Here is a 25,156-nt window from a genome sequence, read left to right on the forward strand (position 1 = left end):
TCAACGACCCCCGAACAGGTAGCTCTTGCGGCGCATCAGCACGATGAACACCGGGACTCCGACCAGTGCGGTGATCACGCCCAGCGGCAGCTCACGGGGTGCCACGAGCGTCCGCGACACCAGGTCGACCCACACCATGAAGATCGCCCCCAGCAGGGGGGCGACGGCCAGCACCCGGGCGTGGGCGGCCCCGACGACCATGCGCACCACGTGCGGCATGACCAGGCCGACGAAGGCGATGGCTCCGCTGACGGCGACCATCACCCCCGTCACGAGCGAGACGATCACGAGCAGGCCCTTGCGATGCCGGTCGGGGCTGATCCCGAGGCTCGTGGCCGTCTCGTCCCCGAGGGCGAGGACGTCCAGCGCCCGGCCGTGTCGGTGGAGCACGGCCAGACCGAGCAGGACGGCGACGCAGACGACGGGCAGCGAGCCCCAGCTCGCGGCGCCGAAGCTGCCCATCGTCCAGTGGAGGATCATGCTGGTCGCCTCGCTGTCCGGGGCGACGTAGATGATCACGCTCATCACCGCCTGGAAGCCGAGCGACATGGCCACTCCGGTCAGGACCAGGCGCAGCGGTGAGAGCGTGCCCCGGCTGGATGCGGCCGCGTGGACCAGGACCGCCGCCACCAGGGCGCCGATGAAGGCGCCGGCGGACACCGCGTAGATGCCGAGCGCGGCGAGGCCGCCGGTGACCGTGACGCCGACGGCGCCGACGGACGCCCCTGAGGAGACGCCGAGGACGAAGGGGTCCGCGAGGGCGTTGCGCACCAGGGCCTGGATGGCGACGCCGACGGCACTCAGCCCCGCGCCCACGAGGGCCGCGGTCAGGACCCGCGGTGCACGGATCTGCCAGATGATCTGATACGTCGTCACCTCGTCCTCGGCGATGTGTCCGCCGCTGAGGGCCGCCCACAGATACCGGGCGGTCTCCCCCGGCGTGATCACCGCGGATCCCAGACCGATGGCCACGACGACGGAGACGAGGAGGACGGCGAGCAGGATGAGGCAGGCCGCCAACAGGCCGTGGGGCGAGGCGAGTCGGCCCTTGAGACCGGTCGCGGCCGCGGATGTTGGGATGTCGGCTGATCCCGTTTCACCGGTGCCGACCGGTGGTGAGGTGATCGCGGGCGGAGGCATGGAGCCGGCCTTCACTTTCGGTAGGAGGAGAAGTGTTCCGGGGGGGAAGGGCCACGGTCTGTGACGACGGCCGGGCGGTACGAGGCCGGGGGCTCGTCGGCTACGCGGCGGCCGCCTCCTGCTCCCGTTCCTGGGCGCCGTGGCGGGACACCACGACGGCCGCACCGAGCGCCACGACGACAAGGGCGCCGAAGGCGGCGGCGATGCCCGGGAAACCCGCCAGGCCGAGACCGGCGCCGCCCAGGGCCGCGCCGACGAAGACCCCGAGGCTCTGGCCCGCCGCGTTGAGGCTCAGGGCCGAGCCGCGCAGCGGGCCGCAGCGCCGTACCAGGAGACTGACGGCGCACGCGGCCACGACGGCATGGCTCGCCGCATGAAGCGAGGTGAGCGTGAGGGCGAGCGGCAGCCAGTGCGTGAAGTAGAAGCCCACGACCGACACCAGCGCAGCGACGAGGCCGATGGCCAGCAGGCGTTCGGTGCTGATCCGGGGTTCGGCGGAGTTCGTGATCCGCCCGGTGAGGAGGTTGCTCACGAAGTACGACGCGCCGCTCAGCGTCCAGACGAACGCGAAGAGGCCGGGGTCGAGCCCGAAGCGGGCGTCGTAGAAGGCCGCCAGATAGGCGAGGTAGCCCATGAAGACCGCGGTGCGGAGCAGGGAGACGAGAAGCAGGGGCACGGCTCCGCGAACCGCTCCGAGCGCCGTGAACGAGGCGAGATAGCTCAGGCGTTGTTCCTTCCCGCCTTCCTCGGCCTCCTTCGGCTCGGCCCGTGCGATGAAGAGCACGGCGAGGAGAACCGAGGCCGCGGTCACGGCGAGGAGGTCCCCCTCCCAGCCCCAGAGGAGGGCGGGCAGGGCCACGAGCGGCGCCGCGAGCATGGCGGTCATCGACTGCACCGCGGTGACCAGGGTCGCCGCCCGGCCGGCCGCCCTGCCCGTACCGAAGCGGTCGGCGGCCGCCGCGGTGAGGGCCGGGTTCAGCACGGACGTACTCGCGCCGACCAGCAGACAGAACAGTGCCAGCAGCACGAAGTCCCCGCTCGCACCGAGCGCCGTTGAAGCGCCGAGAGCGACGAGTCCGCCCGCGGCCGCCCACTCCTTGCGTACGCGGTCGATGAAGGGGGCGAGCGCGGTGCCGACCAACAGGGCTGCCAGGCCGCCGAGTCCGCGCAGCCCGCCCATCGCCGCGACGCTGCTTCCCGCCTCGTCCGCGATCGGCACCAGGTAGGTGCTGAAGATGGTGAACGGCAGCAGGCCGACGGCCGAGGCGAGCAGGACGGGCCACAGGGCACCGGCCATCCTCAGGTCGCCCGGCAGCGGCTCCTCCTCCGTCCGGCGGTCCGTGGCCGACGTCTTGGCGTCGGTGGTCACGAGCCGACTCCCCCCGTGAGCACCGGCTTGTCGGCGCGGTAGCGGTACATGAGTGTCGGGTCGGCGCTGAACTGCGAGAAGGGGAAGGGCTCGGCGTTCAGTGCGGTGACTCCGCCGGACAGGAACGCACGGGCGACCGCACTGCCCGTCTGCGCGTAGACGACCAGGGGGACGCCCTGCTCGCGGCAGTGCTCGAGGATCAGGTCGAACGTGCCGTTGCTCAGGGTCATACCGGTCGCCACGACGGCATCGGCTTGGCCCAGCACCTCGGTCATGTCGTCGCCGACCCGGTCGCCCCACTGGGTGGTGCGCAGATTGAGGTCGCAGGGCAGGCACACACCTCCGCGGTCGCGTATCGCCGCGACGAGCGGATTGACCACGCCGATGAGGGCCACCTTCGCGCCCGGCTCGATGTCGAGGAGACCGGCGATGGAGGCGTCGCGGGCCCGGGCACGGATCTCCGGCGTCCCGGCCGGAAGGGTGACCGGTTCGGCATCGGGCGCATCGCGGTGCGGACGCACGTGGGAGAGGTAGGCGTCGAGTGCGGCGACACGGACCGGGGCGGACTCGTGGCGCAGCAGCGTGTCGAGGGTGTGGCCGGAGGCGTTCTCGCAGAAGTCGGGGGCGAGTTCACCGGCTTCGAAGGAGCAGGCGCCGAAGGCGTGCCCGACCCGGAGCACCAGGTAGTGGTTGTGGTACGTGGCCTCGCCCCCGGCGAGCCGGGTGGTGTGGTAGAGCCAGAAGGCGCTGGTGACGGCCAGATTCCTGGGGGCGGGACCGTGGGCGTCCGACAGTACGGCGTCGGTCAGTTCCGCGACTGTCTGCGGCATGGGGTGTGGCATCTCGGGTTCTCTCGTCGGGGTTGTATGTGCTGCGGTGCGGGCAGTTCGGCCGCGATGGGGAATCGGCGCGGTCAACTCCCGTGCGGAACACGGAGGTCGGACCAGGAGGTCGTCGACCAGGGGAGACTGAGCTCGTCGAGTGCGGTGATCTCGTGCGGCTTGAGGGTGTCGATGTCCGGGGCTTGCGCGTGCCGCGCGTAGGCGCTCTCGACGTAGCGGTGGCCGGTGTCGGCGGCGATGAAGACATGGGTGCGGGAGGCGTCCCGGGTGCGTTCCCAGCGAGTGGTGAGGTACGCGGCGCCGGCCGAGAGGCCGGCGAAGATGCCGCTGCTCCGCAGGAGTTCGACGGCGCCGGAGAGCGCGCAGTCGAAATTGACCCAGTGGATCCTGTCGTAGAGCTCGTGCCGGACGTTCCGGAACGGGATGGCGCTGCCGATCCCCGCGATGATCATGTCCGGGTCCGACACGTGCTCCGAGCCGAATGTGACGCTGCCGAAGGGCTGTACGCCGACGAGTGACACATCCCGGCCGGCCTCGCGCAGATAGGTGGCGATGGCGCCGGTCGAGGCGCCCGATCCCACACCGCCCACCAGGGCCAGGGGCCCGTCGGGGACCTCCCGGGCGATCGTGTCGGCCACGTCGCGGTAACCGAGGTAGTGGATGGAGTCGTGGTACTGCCGCATCCAGTGGTACGAGGGGTTCGCCTCCAGGATCTCGGCGATGCGCCGCACCCGGAGTTCCTGGTCGAGACGCAGGTTCTTCGACGGCCGGACCTGCTCCAGCGTGACGCCGAGGATCTCCAACTGCGCGCGGAGGGTGCGGTCCACCGTCGTGGATCCCACGATGTGGCACTTCATTCCGTACCGGTGACAGGCCAGTGCCAGCGCCTGTGCGTAGATGCCGCTGGAGCTGTCGACGAGCGTGTCACCGGGTTCGACGGCACCCGACTCCAGGAGATGGCGGACCGCCCCCAGGGCCGAGTAGATCTTCATCGTCTCGAACCGGAGACAGATGACGTCCGGCCGCAGGGAGATGAGATCGGGTTTCTTGATCGCTTCAGCTATGTGTGTGTGCATGCCCGTCTTCCTGTCAGCCGCCCCTGTGCCGGGACCGCTTGAGCAGGTAGGTCTGACCGGTGTCGGTGTCCCCGGCGCCTGGTGACGACCGGATCGAGCGAGAGCATCACACTAATTGAAAATGATTGTCAAGACCGATTACGACTCGACGCCCGGACTTGCCCCGCGGCGCCGGACTCATATAGAAACGATTATCACTTTCATTTGATGCGCCACCAGGGAGGAGTCCCGTGAAGCCGACCCAGGAGGCCGGGGCACGACCATGTCCACCGCGCGGGGAGCCGGCGAGAGGGACGACGGGCAGCGGAGTGGGGACCGCCTTCGGGACCTTCGGCGAGCTGCTCCAAGGCGTGCTGCCTGAGCAGGACGGCGACTTCCTCGTCACCCTGCCCGTCGCGCGCTGGACGAGGGCGACCTTCCGGCCCTATCCGCACATGGGCGAGGTGGTGGTGCGGCCGGCCCGTAAGCAAAAGGCCCTGCAGCTGGCACGCACCATCGTCGAGCAGACTCCGCGACCGACCGGCGGGGTGCTGACCGTCAACAGCGTCATCCCGGAGGGCAAAGGGCTGGCCAGCTCATCGGCCGACCTGGTCGCGACCGCGCGGGCCGTGGGGCAGGCCCTGGGCATCGCGATGCCCGCCGCCCGGATCGAGCGACTCCTGGCAGGCATCGAACCCACAGACGGCGTGCTCTACCCGGGCATCGTCGCCTTCCACCATCGCAGCGTGCGCCTGCGCGCCGTCCTCGGGTCCCTGCCGGCCATGACCGTGGTGGGGATCGACGAGGGCGGAGCGGTCGACACCGTCGACTTCAACCGCATCCCCAAGCCGTTCACGACAGCGGACCGGCACGAGTACGCGCGTCTGCTGGACCGGCTCACCGGCGCCGTACGCTCCCGCGACCTCGCGGAGGTCGGGCGGGTCGCCACCCGCAGCGCGCTGATGAACCAATCCCTTCGGCACAAACGGTCGTTGGAGCGCATGCGTGATGTCTGCCGCGAGGTCGGCGGACTGGGCGTGGCCGTCGGACACAGCGGCACGACGCTGGGAGTGCTGCTGGACGCGGCCGACCCCGCATGCACGCACCGCGCCACCGCCGCGGCACGGGCGTGCACGGAACTGGCGGGAGGCGTGTCGGTCTACCGGACTCTCAGCTTCCCGGACGCCCACTTCCCGGAGCCGAGCCTCGCCGTCCCCGCGTGACCCCACCCCGCGTGACCCCACCCCGCGCGAAGCCGTCGAGCGCGCGGGCCGACAAGACCCTGCGCCGGCAGGGCCGCCCACAAGAAGTCCCTGACCTGCACCTTTCTTGCCAGGCGCCATCCGAGCGCCCAAGCAGGAGGCGGGACCGCATCCCATCGCGCGCGGATCACCGCGGTCCGTTCTACGCTGTTTTCTGGACAACCCGGGCAGTCGACGACCGGTCCCGAACCGGCGGAAGCAGGCTCCCATGGCTGGGCGATTCCCCGGACGCGTTCCGGCCCCGGAAGGCTGACCGAGCCCTCCGCGCAGCACGCGGAGGCAACACCCAGCCCATCCGACAGGAGAGGCGGCACAGCCATGGCGGACTTCGTCGGCGCGGTGGATCAGGGAACCACCAGCACCCGTTTCATGATCTTCGACCACGCCGGAAACGAAGTGGCGAAGCATCAACTGGAGCACGAGCAGATCCTTCCCCGATCGGGGTGGGTCGAGCACGACCCCGTCGAGATCTGGGAGCGCACCAACTCGGTGATCCAGAACGCCCTCCGGCACGGAAATCTGTCGCCGGCCGACCTGGCGGCGATCGGTATCACCAACCAGCGGGAGACGACCGTCGTCTGGGACCCGCGCAACGGCCGCCCCTACTACAACGCCATCGTCTGGCAGGACACCCGCACCGACTCCATCGCCGCCGCCCTGGAGCGCTCGGGCAAGGGTGACGTCATCCGCCGCAAGGCGGGTCTGCCGCCCGCGACGTACTTCTCCGGCGGCAAGATCCAGTGGATCCTGGAGAACGTCGACGGCGTCCGCGAAGCCGCTCAGCAGGGCCATGCCATCTTCGGCAACACCGATGCCTGGGTGCTGTGGAACCTCACCGGCGGTCCCGACGGCGGCATCCACGCCACGGACGTGACGAACGCCAGCCGCACCATGCTGATGAACCTCGAGACGCTGGACTGGGACGACGAACTGCTGGGATTCTTCGACATCCCGCGGTCGATGCTGCCGAGCATCAAGCCGTCCTCCAGCGCGGATGCCTACGGCGAGACACGTACGTCGCGGCCCCTGCGTGAGGCCATCCCCATCGCCGGCGTGCTCGGCGACCAGCAGGCGGCGACCGTCGGCCAGGTCTGCTACTCGCCGGGCGAGGCCAAGAACACCTACGGCACCGGCAACTTCCTGGTGCTGAACACCGGTACGGAGCTGGTGCGTTCGGAGCACGGCCTGCTGACCACGGTGGCGTACCAGTTCGGCGACAGCCCCGCGGTCTACGCCCTGGAGGGCTCCATCGCGGTCACCGGTTCCGCGGTCCAGTGGCTGCGCGACCAGATGAAGATCGTCAAGACGGCCGCCGAGAGCGAGACACTGGCCCGCACGGTCGAGGACAACGGCGGGATGTACTTCGTCCCCGCCTTCTCCGGACTGTTCGCCCCGTACTGGCGTTCCGACGCCCGCGGCGCGATCGTCGGCCTCGCCCGGTACAACGACAACGGCCATCTGGCGCGGGCGACGCTCGAAGCCATCTGCTACCAGAGCCGGGACGTGGTGGAGGCCATGGAGCAGGACTCCGGCGTCCACCTCGACGTGCTCAAGGTCGACGGCGGTGTGACCGCCAACGACCTGTGCATGCAGATCCAGGCCGATGTCCTCGGCGTACCGGTCAGCCGTCCGGTCGTCGCCGAGACCACCGCGCTCGGTGCCGCCTACGCGGCCGGTCTGGCCACGGGCTTCTGGCGCGACACCGACGAACTGCGCACCCACTGGCAGGAGTCGAAGCGCTGGGAGCCGCAGTGGTCCGAGGACCAGCGTGCGGAGGGCTACGCGGGCTGGAAGAAGGCCGTGGAGCGCACGCTCGACTGGGCCAAGGTCGAATAGACCGGCACCGACGGGTGCACGTCGGCCACTGACGGCCTTCGGACGGGCCGTCAGTGGCCCTCGGGCACCCGCTCCAGCACGAAGACGGGGATTTCCCGGTCCGTCTTCTTCTGGTAGTCCGCGTAGTCGGGGTACGCCTCGACCGCGCGGGCCCACCACACGGCCTTCTCCTCGCCGGTCACCTCACGTGCCGTCATGTCCTGGCGCACGGCGCCGTCCTGGAGCTCCACCCGGGGATCGGCCACCACATTGTGGTACCAGACAGGGTGCTTCGGCGCCCCGCCCAGCGAGGCGACCACGGCGTACTCGCCCTCGTGCTCCACCCGCATCAGCGGGGACTTGCGGATCTTGCCGCTCTTGGCGCCGCGGGTGGTCAGGATGATGACCGGCATCCCGCGCAGCGTCGTGCCCTTGGAGCCGCCGGAGCTCTCGAACAGCTCCACCTGGTCACGCACCCACTTCTCCGGGCTCGGCTCGTACTCACCCTCAAGAGGCATGGTCATCCATCCCGTCGTCGGTAAAGGTCTCTGGCCAGTTGTTCAACGCGCCGCGCGTCCGGGATCATCCCGGACGCGCGTGTGGCGCGGGGTGTCCGAGGGGTCCGTCAGGGGACGATGGAGTCGACGTAGCCGCCGTCGACCCTGACGGCCGCGCCGGTGGTCGCCGACGCCTGCGCGGAGCTGAGATAGACGACCAGGTTGGCGATCTCCTCGGGCTCGATCAGCCGCCCCAGCAAGGACTGTGGACGGTGCAGTCGCATGAACTCGCGCTGCGCCTCGTCCCAGGGTCTGTCCTTGCCCACCAGTTCGTACACGAAGTCCTCCACACCCGGCGTGTGGGTGGGTCCCGCGATGACGGAGTTCACCGTCACCCCGGCGCCGGAGGCGTCCTTGGCGAAGCCGCGTGAGACGGCCAGCAGGGCCGTCTTGGACATGCCGTAGTGGATCATCTCGACCGGGACGACGAGCGCCGAGTCGCTGGCGATGTTCAGGACCCGGCCCCAGCCGCGCTCCTTCATGCCGGGCAGATAGGCACGGATGAGGCGCACGGCGCTGAGGACGTTGGTCTCGAAGTACTCGCGCCACTGGTCGTCGGTGATGTCCAGGGCTTCGGTGGGTCCGAAGATGCCGAGGTTGTTGACGAGGATGTCGGCGTCGGGGACCGCATGGCCCAGCAGCCCGGCGCCCTCCTCCGTGGTCAGGTCGCAGGTCACGGTCGCCACATCGGCCGCCGGCACCGCCTCGATCAGGCTGCCCGCGGCCTGCCGCAGACGCTCTTCGCCCCGCCCGGTGAGAACCGTCCTCGCACCCGCCCGCGCAAGGCCCGTCGCGATGGCGAGTCCGATGCCCTGGGACGATCCGGTGACGACCGCCGTCCGGCTGCTCAGATCAATGTGCACGCGTCGCACGCTCTCATATCTCCGCAGAGCGGATCGGGTTCGCCACGCGCGGGAATCCGCGCCGGCCTCGTCCCCGGTGCTCGGTACGAGACCGACGCGGATTGCCGCGTGCGGAGACTCAGATACGGCCGCCGGTCGCACGGGTCACGGGGCCGAAACCGCGTCGTGCGGAACGCCGGCCGACCGCGAAGGCCGCTGCGCCCACCGCGACGGCGCTCGCGCCACCGCCCGCGACGAGCAGGGTGCGGGCCTTCATGAACAGCCAGGCCGTGCCGGCTGCCGCGCCCACCGCCTTCGTCGCCGTACCGGCCGCACCGCCCACCGTCCTGGAGGCCGACTCCAGAGTCGTGGTGACCGACTTCCCGGCGCCCGCGAGGGCCGACGCCGTGGCGTTCCGCGCCTCGTTCGCACCGTCCGAAGCGGCGTCCGCGGCCCGGGACGAAGCCTGCTTGGCCCGCCCGCCCGCGGCTCGCGCGGCATTGACGTGTTCGTTCTTCGACGCTGTGGTTACTCGCTTGTTCGATTCAGTCATGGGGCTCGGGTAACCCCGTATCGGCGCCGAAAACCGATGTCCGCCATCCGGCTGTCGTGTCCGGTACACCTTCCGGTCCGGCCCGTCGGCACAGAGCGCACGGGAAGGGGGCGGGCCGGTGATCCGGCCCGCCCCCTTCCCGACACTGACTCAGGTCAACGTCTGCGGCTGCGCGTCGACCAGCTGCTCCCTATCCCCGCCACCTGCAGACCCAGCAGCATCAGGCCGATGAGCATGATGTTGGTGGCGGTGAACGTGTCGTTCGTCGAGATCTCCGCCGCGTTGATGAGGAACGCGATGAAGAACAGGACGGCTGCTGCGATGCCAAGCATGGAGGTTCTCCCCTCGAATCGGTGAGGACCGTGTGCCCCGCTCAGCGGGAAAGAGACCTGTTTCCCTTCAGGTGCGCCGCGGCGGCGGAACGACGAAGGAAAGGACCAGTGCGGCCGCCACCAGAGCCGCCGGCAGCCCGACGGCCGCGGGCCGGGCCTGAGTGAGCATCAGCCCGCCCAGCGCCGCGCCCGCCATCAGGACGAGGACGAGAACCGCGTTGTCCCACTGGAGCCGGCCGGTGGTCATGAGGCTCGTCAGCGCACCGGTCAGCGCGCCTGTCAGGTACGTCGTCGACAGCCCGGGGGCGCCGGCGGCCCGCACGGCCCCGCCCTGCACTCCCATCGCCACCGACATGACCGCGAGCAGGGCGAGCCTGCCGCCGCTGTGCGGAGCGCCGCCCCACAGGACCCAGGCGACGGTCGCGCCGCCCAGGACGACGGTTTCCACGAGCAGCGCGCACCGCGCTCCCGTCCACCGCGGCCCGGTGCGGAAAACGGTGATACGGCTCCCGAGGAGTACGCCGCAGACATAGCCCGTGATCGCCAGCAGCGAATGGCCGGCCAGCGGGAGTTGCCGGCTTCCGACGGAGAGTCCGAGGAGGGCCAGGTTCGCGGTCATGACGCTGGTGAAGACGCCCCCGAGGGCGAGGAAGCTGATGGCGTCGACCGCGCCGGTCGCCAGGGTCAGGAGCAGCACCGGGGCCGAGGCGAACAGATGGTGCGGCTCGGTGAGCCACGGGTCCGTGTCGTGTGCCATGCGACGGCTCCCGGCTCGTCAGACGCGTGCGCGGTCCGCCGGGCGGCGGAGGAGATAGATGCCGGCGGATCCGGCGAGCAGCACCATGCAGCAGATGAAGACCAGTCCGGCGTCCTCCAGGCCGAGCGGTTCGGCGAGGAATCCGATGCCGATGACGGGAATCGAGATGCCCGTGTAGGCGACCACGAACAGCGAGGAGATGACCCCGGCACGGTGCTCCTCGGGTGCCGCGCCCGCGACCGAGGCGACGGCGCCCCTGAGCGCGAGCCCCTGGCCCGCGCCCCCGACGAGCGCGCTGAGGACCACGAGCGCCAGCAGGTCCCAGGCGAGCGCGCCGGCCAGCAGGGCCAGCCCGGCGACGAGCGTGAAACAGCCGGCCGGCAGCGCCCGGGCCACACCCAGCCTGGGCACCAGCAACTGCCCGACGGTGGAGGCGAAGAAGGCGAGGAAGACGATGAGCCCGACGACCGCGTGGTTCTCCACGCCGAGGCTCTGTGCGAGGAACGCGGGGCTCACCGAGGTGAACACGCCGAGCAGGGAGAAGCCGACGAACGCGGCGAGGCCGGCCGGTACGAACAGGGCGCGCACCTGGGGCGGCAGGCTGGGCCGCTGCGGGCGGGCGACACGCAGCGGCTTCGGCTCGCGCACGGTCTCGGGGAGGAACCAGAGCACCGCGAACGAGACGGCGACCAGGGCGAGATGGACGAGGAAGGGGAGCTTCAGGGGCCAGGGCGCGTACTGGGCGAGCAGTCCCGCCAGCAGCGGACCGCAGCCCAGCCCGCCCATGTTGGCCGCGGTCGAGGCGAAGGCGGCTCGGCCCTCCTTGCCCGGCGGTGCGCATTCCATGACGAACGCGGTCGCGGCACCGGTGAACAGTCCGGCGGACAGTCCCGACAGGAACCGGCCGAGGAAGAGCAGGGGCAGTCCGCTCTCGGCCAGGAAGCACACCGCGCTGAGGGCGGCGAGGACCAGTCCGCACAGCAGCACGGGTCGGCGGCCGACGGTGTCGGAGATGTTGCCCGCGAGCAGGAGGACTCCGATGACACCGAAGGCGTAGACGGCGAAGACGACCGTCACGATCAGCTCGGAGAACCCGATTTCCTCCTGGTAGAGGCCGTAGAGCGGGGTGGGGAGTGTGGTTCCCGCCATGCACACCGCGAAGATCCCGGCGGCCCGGAGATAGCCGCCGCGGCGCAGGTCCGGCTGCGTGTTCAGGCGATCACTCACAGAGTGAACGGTAGGGGGCGGCGGGCGGCGGGGCACGTCCGGGGCGGCCGTGCGCCTGACGGCGGCGGAGCGGGCGCGACGGCTCCGTGAGGCGGTGCCGGCGGGGCGGCGGTGTCAGGGGTGGGTGCGCGCGCGGGCGATGAGGAGGGCGACGTCGTCGTGGTCCCCCGGCTGCCGCAGCGTCTGGAGGAGCACTTCGCAGGTCGCGTCCAGGGTTCGTTCGGGCGCGCCGAGCAGCGACAGAAGGAGGTCGAGCCGGACGTCGATGGCCTCGTCCCGTGTCTCCACCAGACCATCGGTGTAGAGGACGAGCTCGTCGCCCGGCCGCAGGTCGAAGGTGGTGGTGCGGTAGGGGAAGCCGCCGACGCCGAGCGGTACGCCGGTGGGCAGGTCGAGCAGTTCGGGCGCCCGGCCGGGACGGGCCAGAACCGGCGGCAGATGTCCGGCGGTGGAGATGAGGCACTGGGCCTGGTGGGGGTCGTAGACCGCGTACACGCAGGTGGTGATGGTCTGTCCCATGCGGTCGGTGATGCGGTCGAGGTGGCGCAGCACCTCGTCGGGGGCGAGGTCGAGTTCGGCCAGGGTGCGGGTGGCGGTGCGGAGCTGGCCCATGGTGACGGCGGCGTTGATGCCGCTGCCCATCACATCGCCGACGACGAGCGCGGTCTTCTCCCCGCTCAGCGGGATGACGTCGAACCAGTCGCCGCCCACCTCGCTGGCGGCCTGGGCGGGCTCGTAGCGGTTGGCGATCTCCAGGCCGGGCTGGTCCGACGGCTGCTGCGGGAGCAGGCTGCGCTGGAGGGTGAGCGCGGTGTTGCGCACCTGCCGGTGCCAGCGTGCGTTGTCGATGCAGACCGCGGCCCGCGCGGCCAGCTCGCCCGCGAGGAGCTCGTCGTCGTCGTTGAACGGTTCGGGGTTGCGGGTGCGCTTCAGGTCGAGTGCGCCGAGGACCTCGCCGCGGGCGATGAGGGGAACAGCCATGTAGGAGTGCACACCCGCGGCCGCCAGCAGCTCCGCGGCTTCGGGGCTGCGTGCGATCCGCCGCAGGTCGTCCTCGTCGACGTGGGACACGCGGACCGGCCGGCCCGTGTTCACGCAGTGGGTGACCAGCCGGTCGACCTCGTAGCGGGCGACCTCGCCGGGCTGGTCGGCGGCGCGTATGGCGTCGGTGGAGAACGAGGCGGCCACGGCGAGGGCGCGGAAGGTGGCGGGGCCGTCGTGCACCACCGGGCCCGTTCGGCCGTTCAGGGCGCTGTCGAGCACGTCCACCGCCGCGACGTCGGCCAGATCGGGCACCGACACCTCGGCGAGCTCCCGTGCGGTCCGGTCGAGGTCGAGGGTGGTGCCGATCCGCATCGAGGCATCGGCCACAAGAGTGAGGCGCCGGCGGGCCGCGGCCACCTCGCTCGTGGCGCGATGACGCTCGGTGACGTCCACGACGGACACGGCGAGCCCGAGCACACGCCCGTTCGAGGACTCCAGGCGGTAGAAGGAGACGGACCAGGCGCGCTGGTTGTCGGGGTCGGCCGGGGTGTGTCCCACCGACTCACGGTCGAGGATCGGCACACCCGTGGCGAGTACCTGACGCATGTCGGACTCTATGGCCACGGTGTCCAGGAACGGCAGGGCTTCACGGACGTGACGTCCCACATGCTCCTGGGCGGCGAGACCGTTGATGCGCTCCAGGGCCGGATTCACGGTGATGTACCGCAGCTCCGAGTCGACGACGGCGAGGCCGATCGGGGACTGGGCGATGAGCCGGGTCGACAGCGCGAGATCCCGCTCCACCTGCCGCAACGTGGACTGCTCGGTGGCCAGCCCCAGGGCGTAGAGGTGCTTGCGGTCGTCCTCCAGCCGCATATTGCGGAATTCCACGAGCAGGGACGTGCCGTCCTTGTGGCGTACGGGGAAGACCCCCGCCCAGTTGCCCTCACCGCCCATGACCTCGGCAAACAGCCGTTGCACCAGCTCATGGTGCTGCTCGTGCACCATGACCCGGGCGGCGGGCCGCCCCAGGGCCTCCTCGGCGCTGTACCCGAAGAGCTTCTCGGCCTGAGGGCTCCACAGTGCGATCTTGCCCTCGGCGTCCAGCATGACGGCGGCGACGTTCAGGACATCCATCAGGCCGCCGGACTCGGACGTGATGGCCGCCGGACGCACGGCCCCCTCGGCAGGGTCAGGGGAAGGCTCCGCAGCGCGCATCCCACGACCTCCGTCCGCCTGTCGTCACCTCTTGAGGCGCTGTGTACCCACTCCGGGCCTCGGCATCAGTGTGCCCCTCCAGGGACCCTCCCATCGTCCCTCCGGCCAGGCTCAGGCCGCATCCGGCGGGCGCTCCCCCGCCGGGCGGGAGAGGATCACCAACGATGCAGGCGCGGACCATCCTGCACCAGTGGGATGGCTGGATTCCACAGGTATGACAACCCCGGTTGCCCTGCGAAGGATCGGCCGAGCGTTCTGCAACGGGTTTGCAACCTCGCCCGTGCTTCGCTCGGCGCATGACCGAGACCCCGCGTGTGGAGCTGACCCCGGCCGCCGCCGATCTGCTGCGGCGGCTGCGGGCCGTACACGGACCGCTGATGTTTCACCAGTCGGGCGGCTGCTGCGACGGCAGTGCCCCCATGTGCTACCCGCAGGGAGAATTCCGTACGGGGTCCTCCGACATCCTTCTCGCGGACCTCCGGGTGGAGGGCGTCGAGGAGGACATCTCCTTCTGGATCTCCAGAAGCCAGTACGAACGGTGGAGCCACACACGGCTCGTCGTCGATGTCGTCGAAGGCCGTGGCAGCGGATTCTCGCTGGAGGCCCCGGAGGGGGTGCGTTTCCTGATCCGGTCGCATCTCGTCGGCGCCTGACCGGTCGGGTACGCCGGGCGCTTCAGGGACGCAGACTGCTGACGACCTCCGCCGTGGCGGCGACGCCTTCGCTGATGGTCGGCGCCATGCTCGTGCCCGCGAGGAAGAAGCCGAGCAGGCAGCACACGATCGCGTGCGAGAGCTTGAGTCCGCCGTTGCGCAGAAAGATCACCGCGAGGACCACCAGAAGCAGTACGACCGAAATCGACACAGCCATCGTCAACCTCCTCCGCCGCGCCGGATCCGCGGCATTCGGCCGTCAGTCTGGCGCAGCGGAGGGCCCGTACGGCCGACTGGCGTGTCCGCCGTACGGGTGCAGTCTGCGGGAGTTTCCGGCTACCGGCCGCGCCTGCGCAGGAAGGTTTCGAGGCCCGCCAGATCGTCCGAGTTGAGGTGGTCGACGCCGGCGGCGAGCAGCTCGGACCAGACGGCGTCGCGGGCCGGGCCGGGCACATCGGGTGTGGCCCAGAAGCGGACGCGCTGACCGCGGTCGTGGGCCGCGGAGACGAGCGCGTGCAGCGTGCCGCGTTCACCCGCGGGGAACGGTCCGATGCCCTGCCAGGTGAAACTCGACGTCCAGTTGCTGGAGATCAGCGGGATGAAGGAGGCGGGCGTGGCGGTGCCGAGGTCGTCGAGCCGGCCGTCGTAGAACGCGTACCGCTGCCGCTGGGCCTCCATGGGAACGCGCGCCGCGCGGTCGCCGGAGACCACCGGGGTGACGGCGCCGGGGCGGACCCGGCCGTGCGCGTAGCCGGTCAGCATCCGGCTGTAGCGCCGCAGCTGGCGGTCGAGTTCGAGGTAGCAGGCGACGCCGTCGGTCTTGATGTCGACGAGCAGCTGCACCGGCTTGCCGTAACCGCGGTACACCGAGCCGTGGTTGGCCCGCACGCGGGCCAGCAGCGGGTCGAGATAGAGCGAGCGCAGGGTGCGGGTGGGGTCGAGCTCCTCCGGGGTGTGTGCGACGAGCAGCTCGCCGTTCACCAGGAAGATGTCGGCCTCCAGGCTGGTGAATCCGTGCGACAGGGCGTCGTGCAGCGGCCGTTCGTGCAGGTAGTCGTTGTGGGCGTGCGCCTGACGCAGCGGCCGCGGGCGGTGCTGCACGCCGGGGTTCTGGGCCGCCTGCGCTGCGGCGGGTACGGCGACGGCGCCGGCCAGCGCGGCGGCGAGGGTCGTGACGGCTCTGCGACGGGTGGTCAGCACGGTGGTGCCTCCGGGCTCGTGGGGTCGGGAGGGACACCCGAGTATCAGCCCGCCAAGTCGCTGATCGGCAGTGCTGCACCAAGAGTTCGGCCATCCGTCACCTGGTGACCGTGCCGGGCGCACCGCCCCGCGCGGCTCACGGGGTCCAGGCCTCGGACCAGTGCACCGTCCGGTCGCACCAGCGCTCCAGCAGGGTCCGGTCGTGACCGACGGCGAGGAGGCCGGCGCCCTGTTCACGGCGGTAGTCCTCGACGACCGCCACCAGTGCGGCCGTTGTCGAGGCGTCGAGCATGGCGGTCATCTCGTCGCAGATCAGCCAGCGCGGGTCGAGCACCAACGCCCGGGCGACGCAGGCACGTTGCAGCTGCCCGTCGCTGACCTCGTGCGGACGGCGGCCCAGCAGCTCCCCGGTGAGTCCCACCCGGTCGGCCAGTTCCCCGGTCCGCCGGACGGCCTCGTCGCGTCTGCCGGTCGCCCGCAGCGGTTCGGCGATCAGGTCGCGCAGCGGCAGCCGGGGGTCGGCGGAGAGCCTGGGCTGCTGGAAGACCACGCCGATGGCGGTGCGCTGGGCCCGCGGGGCGGTGTGCCGCCAGCCGCGGGCGGGCTCGCCGTCGATGACGACGCGGCCGCCGTAGGGCCGGTGGAGCAGTGCGGCCACGCGGGCGAGGGTGGACTTGCCGCAGCCGCTGGGGCCGAGGAGGCCGACGGCCGCACCGGGCGCGAGGGTGAGCGATGCGTCGCGTACGACGGGGCGGCCGCGGTCGTACCCGGCGGTGATCTCCTGCAGTTCAAACACGGGCGGGCTCCCGGTCGTCGGGGGCGTTCACGGGGTGGTGGCACGCGACTCCCCCGTCGGGAACGGGCTGTGTCCCGCAGCGTTCGCTCACGCGCTCGCAGCGCGCGGCGAAGGCGCACCCGGGCGGCAGGTCTCCCAGCTCCGGCGGCAGGCCGGGGACGGGGACGAAGTCCCGTTCGGGGAGAGCCGCGAGCAGTCCCCGGGCGTACGGATGGCGGGGGCCGGGACTGCCGAAGAAAGCGTCGGCGTCCGCGAGTTCGACGATCCGCCCGGCGTACATCACGGCGACCCGGTCGGCGATCCGTTCCGCCGCCGCCAGATCGTGGGTGATCATCAGCAGGCCCCGGCCCTCGTCGGTGTGGCGGCGGAGTTCGTCGGCCGTGCGGTTCACCAGCTCGCGGTCGAGTCCGGTGGTCGGCTCGTCGGCGAGGAGCAGGGGCGCGTCGCCGACGAGGGCGAGCGCGGTCGCGGCCCGCTGGGCGAGTCCGCCGGACAGCTCGTGCGGGTAGCGGTCGAGGCCTCCGGCCGGAAAGGCGGCCCGCTCGGCCGCGGCGACGGCGGCCTTGCGCAGTTCCCCGCGCGGTGTGCCGGTGAGCGCGCGCACCGTCTCCGACACCTGCGCTCCGACGGTACGGACCGGGGTGAGATGGGCGGCCGGGCTCTGCGGTACGAGGCCGATCCTGCGCCCGCGCACCGTGCGGGCGAGGGTCCGCTCGTCGGCACCGAGCAGTTCGACACCGTCGACGGTCGCCGTGCCGGCGGTCTGGGCGTTGCCCGGCAGCAGGCCCAGCAGGGCAGAGGCGAGCACGGACTTGCCGCAGCCGCTCTCGCCGACGAGGGCCAGGCACTCCCCCGCGGCGAGGTCGAAGGTCGCTCCGGTGACGGCCGCGATGTGCCGGCCGCCGCGCATCCGGAAACGTACGGACAGGTCCCGTACGGACAGGACGGTCACAGCATCAGCTCCGATCTCCGGCGCGGGTTGATCCGCTCCCGCCAGGCGCCCGCGAGGCCCGCCACGGCGAGCGTCGGGATGATCAGGAACAGCCCGGGGAAGAGGGTGGGCCACCAGTCGCCGGCGAGGAGGGAACCACGGGCGGACTGGACGAGGTTGCCGAGGCTCGCCTCGTGGGCGGGCAGTCCGAGCCCGAGGAAGGAGAGCGCGGATTCGTGCCACATGGCGTGCGGGACCATCAGGACGGCCGCGAGGCCGGCCTGCGGCAGCACGCCCGGCAGCAGATGCCGCGCGGTGACGCGCCATCGCGAGGCACCGCCGGAGATCGCCGCGTCGATGTACGGACGGGAGCGCAGGGACAGCACTTCCGAGCGCACGATGCGGGCGGTGGACAGCCAGTGGGTGAGCGCCACGGACACGACGACCGGCCAGACCCCGGGGCGGAACATCGCCACGATGAAGATGCCGAGGAGCAGGTGGGGCACGGACGCGAACGTGTCCACGAGCCGCATCACCACCCGGTCGGTCCAGCCTCCGAAGGCCGCGGCGGCTGCGCCCACCAGGGTGCCGATCACGGTGGCGACCAGCGCGGCGACGACGCCCACGAGCAGCGAGATCCGCAGTCCGTAGACGCACCGCAGCAACAGGTCGCGGCCCACGTCGTCGGTGCCGAAGGGGTGGGCGGGCGACGGCGGTTGCAGTTTCATCGACAGATCGACCGCCTGCTCGTCGAGCTGCGCGATCGGCGGCACGACCAGCACCGCGAGGACGACCGCGGTCACCACGACGGCGGAGACGGAGACCCGGACGGTGCGGGTGGAGCGCCGGGTGCGCCCGCGACTGCGCCACACTGCCTCAGCCATCGAAGCCCACTCTCGGGTCGGCGAGCCCGTACAGCACGTCGGACAGGAGGTTGCCGGCGAGCACGGCGGCGGTGGCGAGGACCGTGAGCGCGGCCAGCAGCGGGAAGTCGACCGAGGTCGCGGCCTGGACGGTGGCGGCGGCGATGCCGGGCCAGCTGAAGACCGTCTCCACGAGCAGCGCGCCCGTGATGAGTTCGGGCACGCGCGAGCCGATGAGGGTGAGCATCGGCAGCATGCCGGAGCGCAGGGCGTGACCGAGCAGGACGGTCGGCTCGCCGAGTCCACGGGCGCGGGCCCCGCGCACCGGGTCCTCGTCGAGCGCGTCGGCGACCCCTTGGCGTACGTACAGGAAGAACCACGGCAGTTGGGAGATGCCGAGGACGGCCGCGGGCAGGACCAGGTGCGTGGCGACCTGGCCGAAGGTGACGACGTCGCTGGCGGTGTCGGTGAGCCCGCCGGCCGGGAGGACGCCCAGTTCGAGGGCGAAGAACCAGATGGCGAGCAGTCCGAGCCAGAAGGCGGGTGCCGCTTCGAGGGTGTAGGCGGCCGAGCTGACGCAGCGGTCCAGCCAGCCGCCGCGGCGGCGGGCGGCCAGTACGCCCAGTGCCGTGCCGAGCAGGATGGCGACGGCGAACGCGGTGACCGCGAGGAGCGCGGACCAGCCGATCCGCTCGCCGACGACCTCGGCGACGGGCCTGCGCAGGACGCTGGAGTTCCCCAGGTCGCCCTGGAGCGCGGACATCAGCCAGTTCCACCAGCGGGTGACGAGGGGCTGGTCGACGCCGAGGTTGGCGCGGATCTGGTCCAGGTTCTCCTGGGTGGCGGTCAGTCCGGCCGTGCCGGTGTACGCCTTGACGGGGTCGAAGGGAGAGGCGGCGGCGACGGCGAAGACGCCGAAGGTCACGACCAGGAGCACGGGGGCGGCGAACAGTGCCCGCCGCCCCGCCATCCGCGCCATCGCCTCCCAGGGAAGGCGGCGGGTCACTGCTTCGGGGTCCAGTCCTCGACGTTCCACCAGGGGCCGGAGGCGAGCCCGTGGTCGTGCGGCTCGACCTGGGTGGTCAGTCCGTCCCAGCGGTCGGCGACGACGTAGAGGTGGTCGATGTGGGTGAGGAAGGTGTAGCCGGGGTTCTTCACCAGTTCGCGCTGAACGGTGTCGTAGGCCGCCTTGCGCACGGTCTTGTCGCCGCTCTTGCGGCCTTCGGCCAGGGCCGCGTCGACGGCAGGGTTGTCGTAGCGGGCCATGTTGTTGAAGCCGTCGCCGCCGAACGAGGACGTGAGCAGCAGATACTGGTCGAAGTCGGGGTCCGCCGGGGCACCGCCACCGGCGAGGACCGCGTCGTCCTTCATCCGCGGCTCGATGACCTCCCAGGTGCCGGCCTGCGTGGTGACGGCGATACCGGCCTTCTTGGCGTCGGAGGCGTAGGCGAGGGCGTGCTCCTGGCGGAGTTTGTCACCGGCGAGGTACCAGAGCGGGAACGCGGCGCGTACGCCGTTCTTCTCGCGGATCCCGTTCTTGCCGGGCTTCCAGCCGGCGTCGTCGAGGATCTTCTTCGCGCGGGCCAGGTCGTGGGGGCGCTCGGTGCCCTGGGTGAACCACTCGCTGCCGGTGGGGACCGGACCGTAGGCGGGCTTGCCGGCACCTTCGAGGATCTTGTCGACCATGGTCTGCCGGTCGACGGCGACATCGAGCGCCCGACGGATCGCGGTGTCGCCGGCGACCTTGTTGTGGGTCGGCAGCGTGACGGTCCGGTAGTCGTACGTCGTGGCCGCGTAGGTCTTCTTCGCCCCGTCGCCCTTGAACCCCTTGGCGAGGTTGGGCGGCAGGATGGCGCCGTCGAGGTCGCCCGCGCGCAGTCGCGTGGCGCGGACGTCGTCGTCCTTGATGATCGCCATGGTGAACTTCTTCACCTTCGGCTCCCCGCCCCAGTAGTGGGGGTTCGCCTTGAGGCTGATCTTCTCGCCCTTGGACCATCCGGTGAGGACGTACGGCCCGGTGCCGATCGGCTTGGTGGTGAACGGGCCGGTGTTGACGTCTTGTCCGGCCACCACGTGCTCAGGAACGATGGGCAGGACGGTGCGCTCGGCGAAGGGCGCGTAGGGGTACTTCAGCGTGAAGACCACGGTGTCCTCGCCGGTCGCCCTGACGTCCTTGATGGCGTCGAGCTCGGACTTGGAGGCGTTGTTGGTCTTCTTGTCCAGGATGGTGCGGTAGGTGAAGACGACGTCCTTGGCACCGAACGGCTTGCCGTCGCTGAACTTCACGCCCTGGCGCAGTTTGTAGGTGTACGTCAGCCGGTCCTCGCTGATTCTCGGCAGCGCGGCGGCGAGTGCGGGCTTGAGGTTCATCCCGCGGTCGAGGGCCAGCAGACCGTCGAAGATCTTCGCGTTGCCGTCCTTGCCGTAGCCGAGCAGCGGGCTGAGGCTCTCGGGCTCGTACGCGATGCCGACGACGGCGGACTCCCCGTCGCCGTTCTTGCCGGCCGCGCCGCTGTCCGGGTTGGAGCAGGCCGCCGCGCCGACGGTCAGCGCGGCGGCCAGCGTCGCTGCGGCCAGCCCTCGTATCGATCGGGCGGACATGGCCCACTCCCCTAATGAAGATCCACTGTTATTGCGAACGATTCGCAATTAAACAGCACGCCAAGGGGAGCGGACTACGCAGGTCCGCAAGGCGGTGCGGGGGCGGCCTACGGAGCCTCGATGTCGACCAGTTCGGCCAGAGCCTCCTTGTGGCTGCCCGCGGTACCGAGGGCGATCGAGTCCGACTTGGCCCGCTTGAGGTGGAGATGGGCGGGGTGTTCCCAGGTCATGCCGATGCCCGCGTGCAGCTGGACGCACTCCTCGGCCGCGTGCACCGCGACCCGTGAGGTGTACGCCTGGGCGATGGCGACCGCGAGAGCCGCTTCCGGGCTGTCGGTGGCCAGGGCGTCGGCCGCGTTCCTGACCGCGGCGCGCGCCGAGACGACCTCCAGCCACAGCTGCGCCATGCGGTGCTTGAGCGCCTGGAAGGAGCCGATCGGCCGGTTGAACTGATGGCGCTCCCGGGTGTGCCGGACGGTCTCCTCCAAGCACCACTCGGCCACGCCGAGCTGCTCGGAGGCCAACAACCCGGCCCCGGCGAGCAGTCCACGGCGGACCGCCGCCTCCGCCGCGTCGGAGTCCGCGAGCCGGGTGGCCGCCGCGGTACCGGGGACGGTCACGGCCGCGAGAGGCCGCGTCAGATCGAGCGGCGTCTGCGCCTCGACGCCCACTTCCCCGGCCTCGACCGCGTACAGGCCGTCGGACCGCAGCACCAGGAACACATCGGCGGCCGCCGCGTCGGCGACACCCGGGACCCGGGACTCACCCGCGGCGAGCGGGCCGTACGGGGAGGCCGACAGCGGGACGGCGAGCACGGCCACGGTGCGGCCGGACGCCAGCGCGGCCAGCAGGTCGGCGACCTCCGGCGTTTCCGTGTCGAGCGCGAGAAGGACCTCGGTCGCGATGACCGAACTGGTCAGATACGGCGCGGGAGTCACCTGACGGCCGAGTTCTTCGAGGACCACGGCGGCCTCACGATGACTCGCACCCTGGCCGCCCAGCTTCTCCGGAACGAGCAGCCCCGCGGCGCCCATGTCGGCGGCGAGCGCCTTCCAGAGACCCGCGTCGTACGGCGTGCCGGCCTCGGCCCGCGTCAGCAGCGCCGCGGTGTCGGCGCGGTCGGTGAGCAGGGACCGGACGGCCGCCCTCAGGTCGTCCTCGGCCTCGGAGTAGAGCAGATCGGGCTGGGTGCTCCGCGTCGGCGCCTTCGTCATCGGGCGAGGTCCTTCCAGGCGATGTCCTTGTCGTTGCGCGGCTCGGACGGCAGCCCGAGTACGCGTTCGGCGACGATGTTCAGGAGCACCTCGCTGGTGCCGCCCTCGATCGAGTTGCCCTTGGAGCGCAGATAGCGGTAGCCCGCGTCGCGGCCGGTGAAGTCGACCAGTTCGGGCCGGCGCATGGTCCAGTCGTCGTACAACAGGCCCTCTTCGCCGCGCAGTTCGACCTCCAGGCCGCTGATCTCCTGGTTGAGCCGGGCGAAGGCGAGTTTCATGCCGCTGCCCTCGGGGCCCGGCTGGCCTGCGACGAGCTGCTGGCGCAGCCGTTCGCCGGCGAGGCGGGCGACCTCCGCCTCGACCCACAGCGTCAGCAGACGCTGGTGCAGGTCGTGGGTGCGCAGTTCGGGACGCTCGCGCCAGGTCTGCGTGACGGGGCCGATCATGCCTCCCTCGCGGGGGATGCGGCTGCCGCCGATGGAGACGCGCTCGTTCATCAGGGTCGTCTGCGCGACCTTCCAGCCCTCGCCCACCTCGCCGAGGCGATGTGCGTCGGGGATGCGGACGCCGGAGAGGAAGACCTCGTTGAACTCCGCCTCGCCGGTGATCTGGCGCAGCGGACGCACCTCGACGCCGGGGTCGGTCATGTCGCAGATGAAGTAGGTGATGCCGCGGTGCTTGGGCAGATCGGGGTCGGTGCGGGCGATGAGGATGGCCCAGCGCGCCACATGGGCGCTGGAGGTCCACACCTTCTGTCCGCTCACCACCCAGTCGTCGCCGTCGCGCACGGCCCGGGTACCGAGCGCCGCGAGGTCGGAGCCCGCGCCCGGCTCGCTGAAGAGCTGGCACCAGACCTCGTCGCCGACCCACAGCGGCCGCAGGAAACGCTCCTTCACCTCTTCGGAGCCGTACGCGAGGATCGTCGGGGCCGCCATGCCGAGTCCGATGCCGATACGGCGCGGGTCATTGTCCGGCGCGTCAGCGGCGTTCAGTACGGCGTCCACGACGGCCTGAAGAGAGCGCGGCGCGTCGAGTCCGCCGAGGCCCTTCGGGTAGTGGACCCAGGCGAGGCCGGCGTCGAAGCGGGCCTTGAGGAAGGTGGTGCGGTCGGTGGTGGCCGGCGGGTGTGCGGCCAGCAACTCCTCCGCGCGGGTGCGCAGTTCGGCGGCGTCCGTCATCGGGCGGCTCCTTCCGGAATGACCACCAGACGACCGGTGGTGGTGCCGTCGGCCACGCGCTGGACCGCGTCGGCTGCGTCCTTCATCGCGACCCGTCCGCTGATCAGCGGCTTGACGGCGCCTTCGGCGGCGAGCCTGGTCAGTTCCTCGTGACAGGCGAGGATCGCGGCCGGGTCCTTCTGGTTGTACAGGCCCCAGTGCAGGCCCACGATCGAGTAGTTCTTCACCAGCGCGTGGTTGAGCGCGGGGCTCGGGATGGCACCGCTCGCGAAGCCGACGACGAGGATGCGGCCCTCGAAGGCGACGCACTTCGCGGACTTGGCGTACGCGTCACCGCCGACCGGGTCGTAGATCACGTCGGCGCCCCGGCCACCGGTCGCCTCCTTGACGGCGGCGACGATGTCATCGGTGCGGCGGTCGACGACCACGTCGCAGCCGAGCTCCCGGGCCACGCGGGCCTTGTCCTCGCCGCCGACGACACCGATCACCCGGGCGCCCGCGGCCTTGCCGAGCTGGACGGCGGCGCTGCCGACGCCGCCCGCGGCCGCGTGCACGAGCAGGGTCTCGCCCGCCCGCAGCGCGGCCCGGCGGTGCAGCCCGAACCAGCCGGTCTGGTAGCCGATGTGCAGGGCGGCGGCCTCGGCGTCGTCGAGCGCCTCGGGGGCGGGCAGTACGGCAGCGGCATCGGCCACGACGTAGTCCGCGAGCCCGCCGTCCGGCAGGGCGGGGTTGGCTATGACCCGGCGGCCGTCCTCGGTCTCGCCGCAGATCTCCACGCCCGGCGTGAAGGGCAGCGGCGGGCGCACCTGGTAGTGGCCTCGGCACAGCAGCGCGTCGGGGAAGTTGATGTTCGCGGCGCGGACCTTCAGCAGGAGCTGCCCGTCGCCCGGCGTGGGCCGGTCCACCTCTTCGAGCCGCATCACCTCGCTCGGCTCGCCGTTCCGGTGCACTCGCCATGCCTGCATTTCCGGGCCTCCACAAACCGTAGGCAGTACTGCGCTCCGGTTCGCATACTAAGCGGTCGCTTGCCGCTCGGGAAGCCCCCTTCCGGCCGCGCAGGCCCCCGCCCACCGCGAACCCCTGCCTGGCCCGACGGGAGCGTCGCCCCTCCTTCCGCCCGGGGCGTCAGCTCTGCTTCGGCCTCGCCCGGACGTGCATACGCTCGCCCTGCGGCCCGAACAGGCTCAGGAACTCCACACTCTCCTCGCCGGCAGGGCCGAACCAGTGCGGGACCCGGGTGTCGAACTCCGCGGCCTCGCCGGCTCCGAGGAGCACGTCGTGCTCGCCGAGCACCAGCCGGAGCTTCCCGGACAGGACGTACAGCCACTCGTAGCCCTCGTGCGTCCGGGGATCGGGCTGCTGACCACTCGGCTCCTGCACGACCTTGTACGCCTGGAGGCCGCCCGGCTGGCGGGTGAGCGGCAGCATGGTCCTCCCGTGCCGCACGATCGGCTTCGCCCGCACCCTCGGGTCCCCGACGGGCGGGGCGCCGACGAGTTCGTCGAGCGGCACCTGATGGGCGCGGGCGATGGGCAGCAGCAGCTCCAGGCTGGGCTTGCGCTGACCGGACTCCAGACGGGAGAGCGTGCTGACGGAGATCCCGGTCACCTCGGAGAGGGCGCCGAGGGTGGCACCACGGTCGCGGCGGATACGCCGGAGACGGGGACCGACCTCGTCGAGGACGGAATCGAGCGCGGGTTCGTCGTTCATGGAACCATTGCAGAAACAGCAAGGCCATTTGTCAATCCCGTGACCTTCGGGCTCCCA

25 protein-coding genes are annotated in these 25,156 nt (G+C 71.2%); 3 read left to right on the forward strand and 22 right to left on the reverse strand.

What is annotated here, in order from left to right; genetic code table 11:
* The 4 genes from RPQ07_RS04400 to RPQ07_RS04415 form a co-directional block, all read right to left on the reverse strand.
* A complete protein-coding gene (locus tag RPQ07_RS04400; protein ID WP_313948778.1) occupies nt 1-1,020 on the reverse strand; it encodes an iron ABC transporter permease in 1,020 nt (339 codons plus the stop codon).
* Nucleotides 1,021-1,240: 220 nt separating this feature from the next.
* Complete coding sequence (locus RPQ07_RS04405; RefSeq protein ID WP_313942677.1) at nt 1,241-2,509, reverse strand: MFS transporter; 1,269 nt, start codon at nt 2,507-2,509, stop codon at nt 1,241-1,243.
* Nucleotides 2,506-3,351 carry a Rossmann-like domain-containing protein gene (locus tag RPQ07_RS04410; protein ID WP_313942678.1) on the reverse strand — a complete coding sequence of 282 codons (846 nt, stop codon included), beginning with the start codon at nt 3,349-3,351 and terminating at the stop codon, nt 2,506-2,508. The genes RPQ07_RS04405 and RPQ07_RS04410 overlap by 4 nt, the downstream gene beginning before the upstream one ends.
* Before the next feature lie 71 nt (nt 3,352-3,422).
* Entirely contained in the window at nt 3,423-4,427 is a 1,005-nt protein-coding gene (locus RPQ07_RS04415; RefSeq protein ID WP_313942679.1) for a pyridoxal-phosphate dependent enzyme, read from the reverse strand.
* 308 nt (nt 4,428-4,735) lie between these two features.
* Between RPQ07_RS04415 and RPQ07_RS04420 the strand changes: the two genes are divergently transcribed.
* Both RPQ07_RS04420 and glpK read left to right on the forward strand, forming a co-directional pair.
* Complete coding sequence (locus tag RPQ07_RS04420) at nt 4,736-5,629, forward strand: kinase (RefSeq protein WP_313942680.1); 894 nt, start codon at nt 4,736-4,738, stop codon at nt 5,627-5,629.
* Nucleotides 5,630-5,986: 357 nt separating this feature from the next.
* Nucleotides 5,987-7,504 carry a glycerol kinase GlpK gene (gene glpK / locus RPQ07_RS04425; protein WP_313942681.1) on the forward strand — a complete coding sequence of 506 codons (1,518 nt, stop codon included), beginning with the start codon at nt 5,987-5,989 and terminating at the stop codon, nt 7,502-7,504.
* 50 nt (nt 7,505-7,554) lie between these two features.
* On the opposite strand, the gene RPQ07_RS04430 is transcribed toward glpK, so the two are convergent.
* The 7 genes from RPQ07_RS04430 to RPQ07_RS04460 all read right to left on the reverse strand — a co-directional run bounded on the left by RPQ07_RS04430 (nt 7,555) and on the right by RPQ07_RS04460 (nt 13,953).
* The gene (locus tag RPQ07_RS04430) at nt 7,555-8,001 is read right to left on the reverse strand and encodes a nitroreductase family deazaflavin-dependent oxidoreductase (protein ID WP_313948779.1); all 447 of its coding nucleotides are present in this window, start codon (nt 7,999-8,001) and stop codon (nt 7,555-7,557) included.
* Between the two features lie 107 nt (nt 8,002-8,108).
* Nucleotides 8,109-8,903 carry an SDR family oxidoreductase gene (locus RPQ07_RS04435; protein WP_313942682.1) on the reverse strand — a complete coding sequence of 265 codons (795 nt, stop codon included), beginning with the start codon at nt 8,901-8,903 and terminating at the stop codon, nt 8,109-8,111.
* A 118-nt stretch (nt 8,904-9,021) separates the two neighbouring features.
* Nucleotides 9,022-9,435: a hypothetical protein gene (locus RPQ07_RS04440; RefSeq protein WP_313942683.1), complete on the reverse strand. Its 414-nt coding sequence runs from the start codon at nt 9,433-9,435 to the stop codon at nt 9,022-9,024.
* Between the two features lie 155 nt (nt 9,436-9,590).
* On the reverse strand, nt 9,591-9,767 hold the full coding sequence (locus RPQ07_RS04445; RefSeq protein ID WP_313942684.1) for a hypothetical protein: 177 nt from the start codon (nt 9,765-9,767) through the stop codon (nt 9,591-9,593).
* Nucleotides 9,768-9,834: 67 nt separating this feature from the next.
* Nucleotides 9,835-10,524 carry a YoaK family protein gene (locus RPQ07_RS04450; RefSeq protein WP_313942685.1) on the reverse strand — a complete coding sequence of 230 codons (690 nt, stop codon included), beginning with the start codon at nt 10,522-10,524 and terminating at the stop codon, nt 9,835-9,837.
* A gap of 18 nt (nt 10,525-10,542) precedes the next feature.
* A complete protein-coding gene (locus RPQ07_RS04455; RefSeq protein ID WP_313948780.1) occupies nt 10,543-11,673 on the reverse strand; it encodes an MFS transporter in 1,131 nt (376 codons plus the stop codon).
* Nucleotides 11,674-11,865: 192 nt separating this feature from the next.
* Nucleotides 11,866-13,953 (reverse strand): SpoIIE family protein phosphatase, encoded by a 2,088-nt coding sequence (locus tag RPQ07_RS04460; protein WP_413777701.1) that lies wholly within the window; start codon nt 13,951-13,953, stop codon nt 11,866-11,868.
* 296 nt (nt 13,954-14,249) lie between these two features.
* Here RPQ07_RS04460 and RPQ07_RS04465 point away from each other — a divergent pair, with 296 nt between their 5' ends.
* Complete coding sequence (locus RPQ07_RS04465; RefSeq protein WP_313942686.1) at nt 14,250-14,606, forward strand: DUF779 domain-containing protein; 357 nt, start codon at nt 14,250-14,252, stop codon at nt 14,604-14,606.
* Nucleotides 14,607-14,628: 22 nt separating this feature from the next.
* On the opposite strand, the gene RPQ07_RS04470 is transcribed toward RPQ07_RS04465, so the two are convergent.
* The 11 genes from RPQ07_RS04470 to RPQ07_RS04520 form a co-directional block, all read right to left on the reverse strand.
* Complete coding sequence (locus RPQ07_RS04470; protein ID WP_313942687.1) at nt 14,629-14,823, reverse strand: hypothetical protein; 195 nt, start codon at nt 14,821-14,823, stop codon at nt 14,629-14,631.
* 119 nt (nt 14,824-14,942) lie between these two features.
* The gene (locus tag RPQ07_RS04475) at nt 14,943-15,806 is read right to left on the reverse strand and encodes a phosphatidylinositol-specific phospholipase C/glycerophosphodiester phosphodiesterase family protein (protein ID WP_313942688.1); all 864 of its coding nucleotides are present in this window, start codon (nt 15,804-15,806) and stop codon (nt 14,943-14,945) included.
* 136 nt (nt 15,807-15,942) lie between these two features.
* Nucleotides 15,943-16,602 (reverse strand): ABC transporter ATP-binding protein, encoded by a 660-nt coding sequence (locus tag RPQ07_RS04480; protein WP_313942689.1) that lies wholly within the window; start codon nt 16,600-16,602, stop codon nt 15,943-15,945.
* Entirely contained in the window at nt 16,595-17,512 is a 918-nt protein-coding gene (locus RPQ07_RS04485; RefSeq protein ID WP_313948782.1) for an ABC transporter ATP-binding protein, read from the reverse strand. The genes RPQ07_RS04480 and RPQ07_RS04485 overlap by 8 nt, the downstream gene beginning before the upstream one ends.
* 38 nt (nt 17,513-17,550) lie before the next feature.
* Nucleotides 17,551-18,417, reverse strand: a complete 867-nt coding sequence (locus RPQ07_RS04490; RefSeq protein WP_313942690.1) for an ABC transporter permease — start codon at nt 18,415-18,417, stop codon at nt 17,551-17,553.
* Entirely contained in the window at nt 18,410-19,375 is a 966-nt protein-coding gene (locus RPQ07_RS04495; protein ID WP_313948783.1) for an ABC transporter permease, read from the reverse strand. The genes RPQ07_RS04490 and RPQ07_RS04495 overlap by 8 nt, the downstream gene beginning before the upstream one ends.
* Nucleotides 19,376-19,398: 23 nt before the next feature.
* A complete protein-coding gene (locus RPQ07_RS04500; RefSeq protein ID WP_313942691.1) occupies nt 19,399-20,997 on the reverse strand; it encodes an ABC transporter substrate-binding protein in 1,599 nt (532 codons plus the stop codon).
* Between the two features lie 107 nt (nt 20,998-21,104).
* Nucleotides 21,105-22,211 carry an acyl-CoA dehydrogenase family protein gene (locus RPQ07_RS04505; protein WP_313942692.1) on the reverse strand — a complete coding sequence of 369 codons (1,107 nt, stop codon included), beginning with the start codon at nt 22,209-22,211 and terminating at the stop codon, nt 21,105-21,107.
* Nucleotides 22,208-23,389, reverse strand: coding sequence for an acyl-CoA dehydrogenase family protein (locus RPQ07_RS04510; RefSeq protein WP_313942693.1), 1,182 nt, complete (start codon nt 23,387-23,389; stop codon nt 22,208-22,210). Before RPQ07_RS04510 ends, RPQ07_RS04505 begins: the two co-directional genes overlap by 4 nt.
* Complete coding sequence (locus tag RPQ07_RS04515) at nt 23,386-24,354, reverse strand: NADPH:quinone oxidoreductase family protein (RefSeq protein WP_313942694.1); 969 nt, start codon at nt 24,352-24,354, stop codon at nt 23,386-23,388. Before RPQ07_RS04515 ends, RPQ07_RS04510 begins: the two co-directional genes overlap by 4 nt.
* A gap of 160 nt (nt 24,355-24,514) precedes the next feature.
* Complete coding sequence (locus RPQ07_RS04520; RefSeq protein ID WP_313942695.1) at nt 24,515-25,099, reverse strand: XRE family transcriptional regulator; 585 nt, start codon at nt 25,097-25,099, stop codon at nt 24,515-24,517.
* Between the last annotated feature and the right edge of the window lie 57 nt (nt 25,100-25,156).

Source organism: Streptomyces sp. AM8-1-1 (assembly GCF_032229325.1).
Taxonomy (GTDB): Bacteria; Actinomycetota; Actinomycetes; order Streptomycetales; family Streptomycetaceae; genus Streptomyces; species Streptomyces achmelvichensis.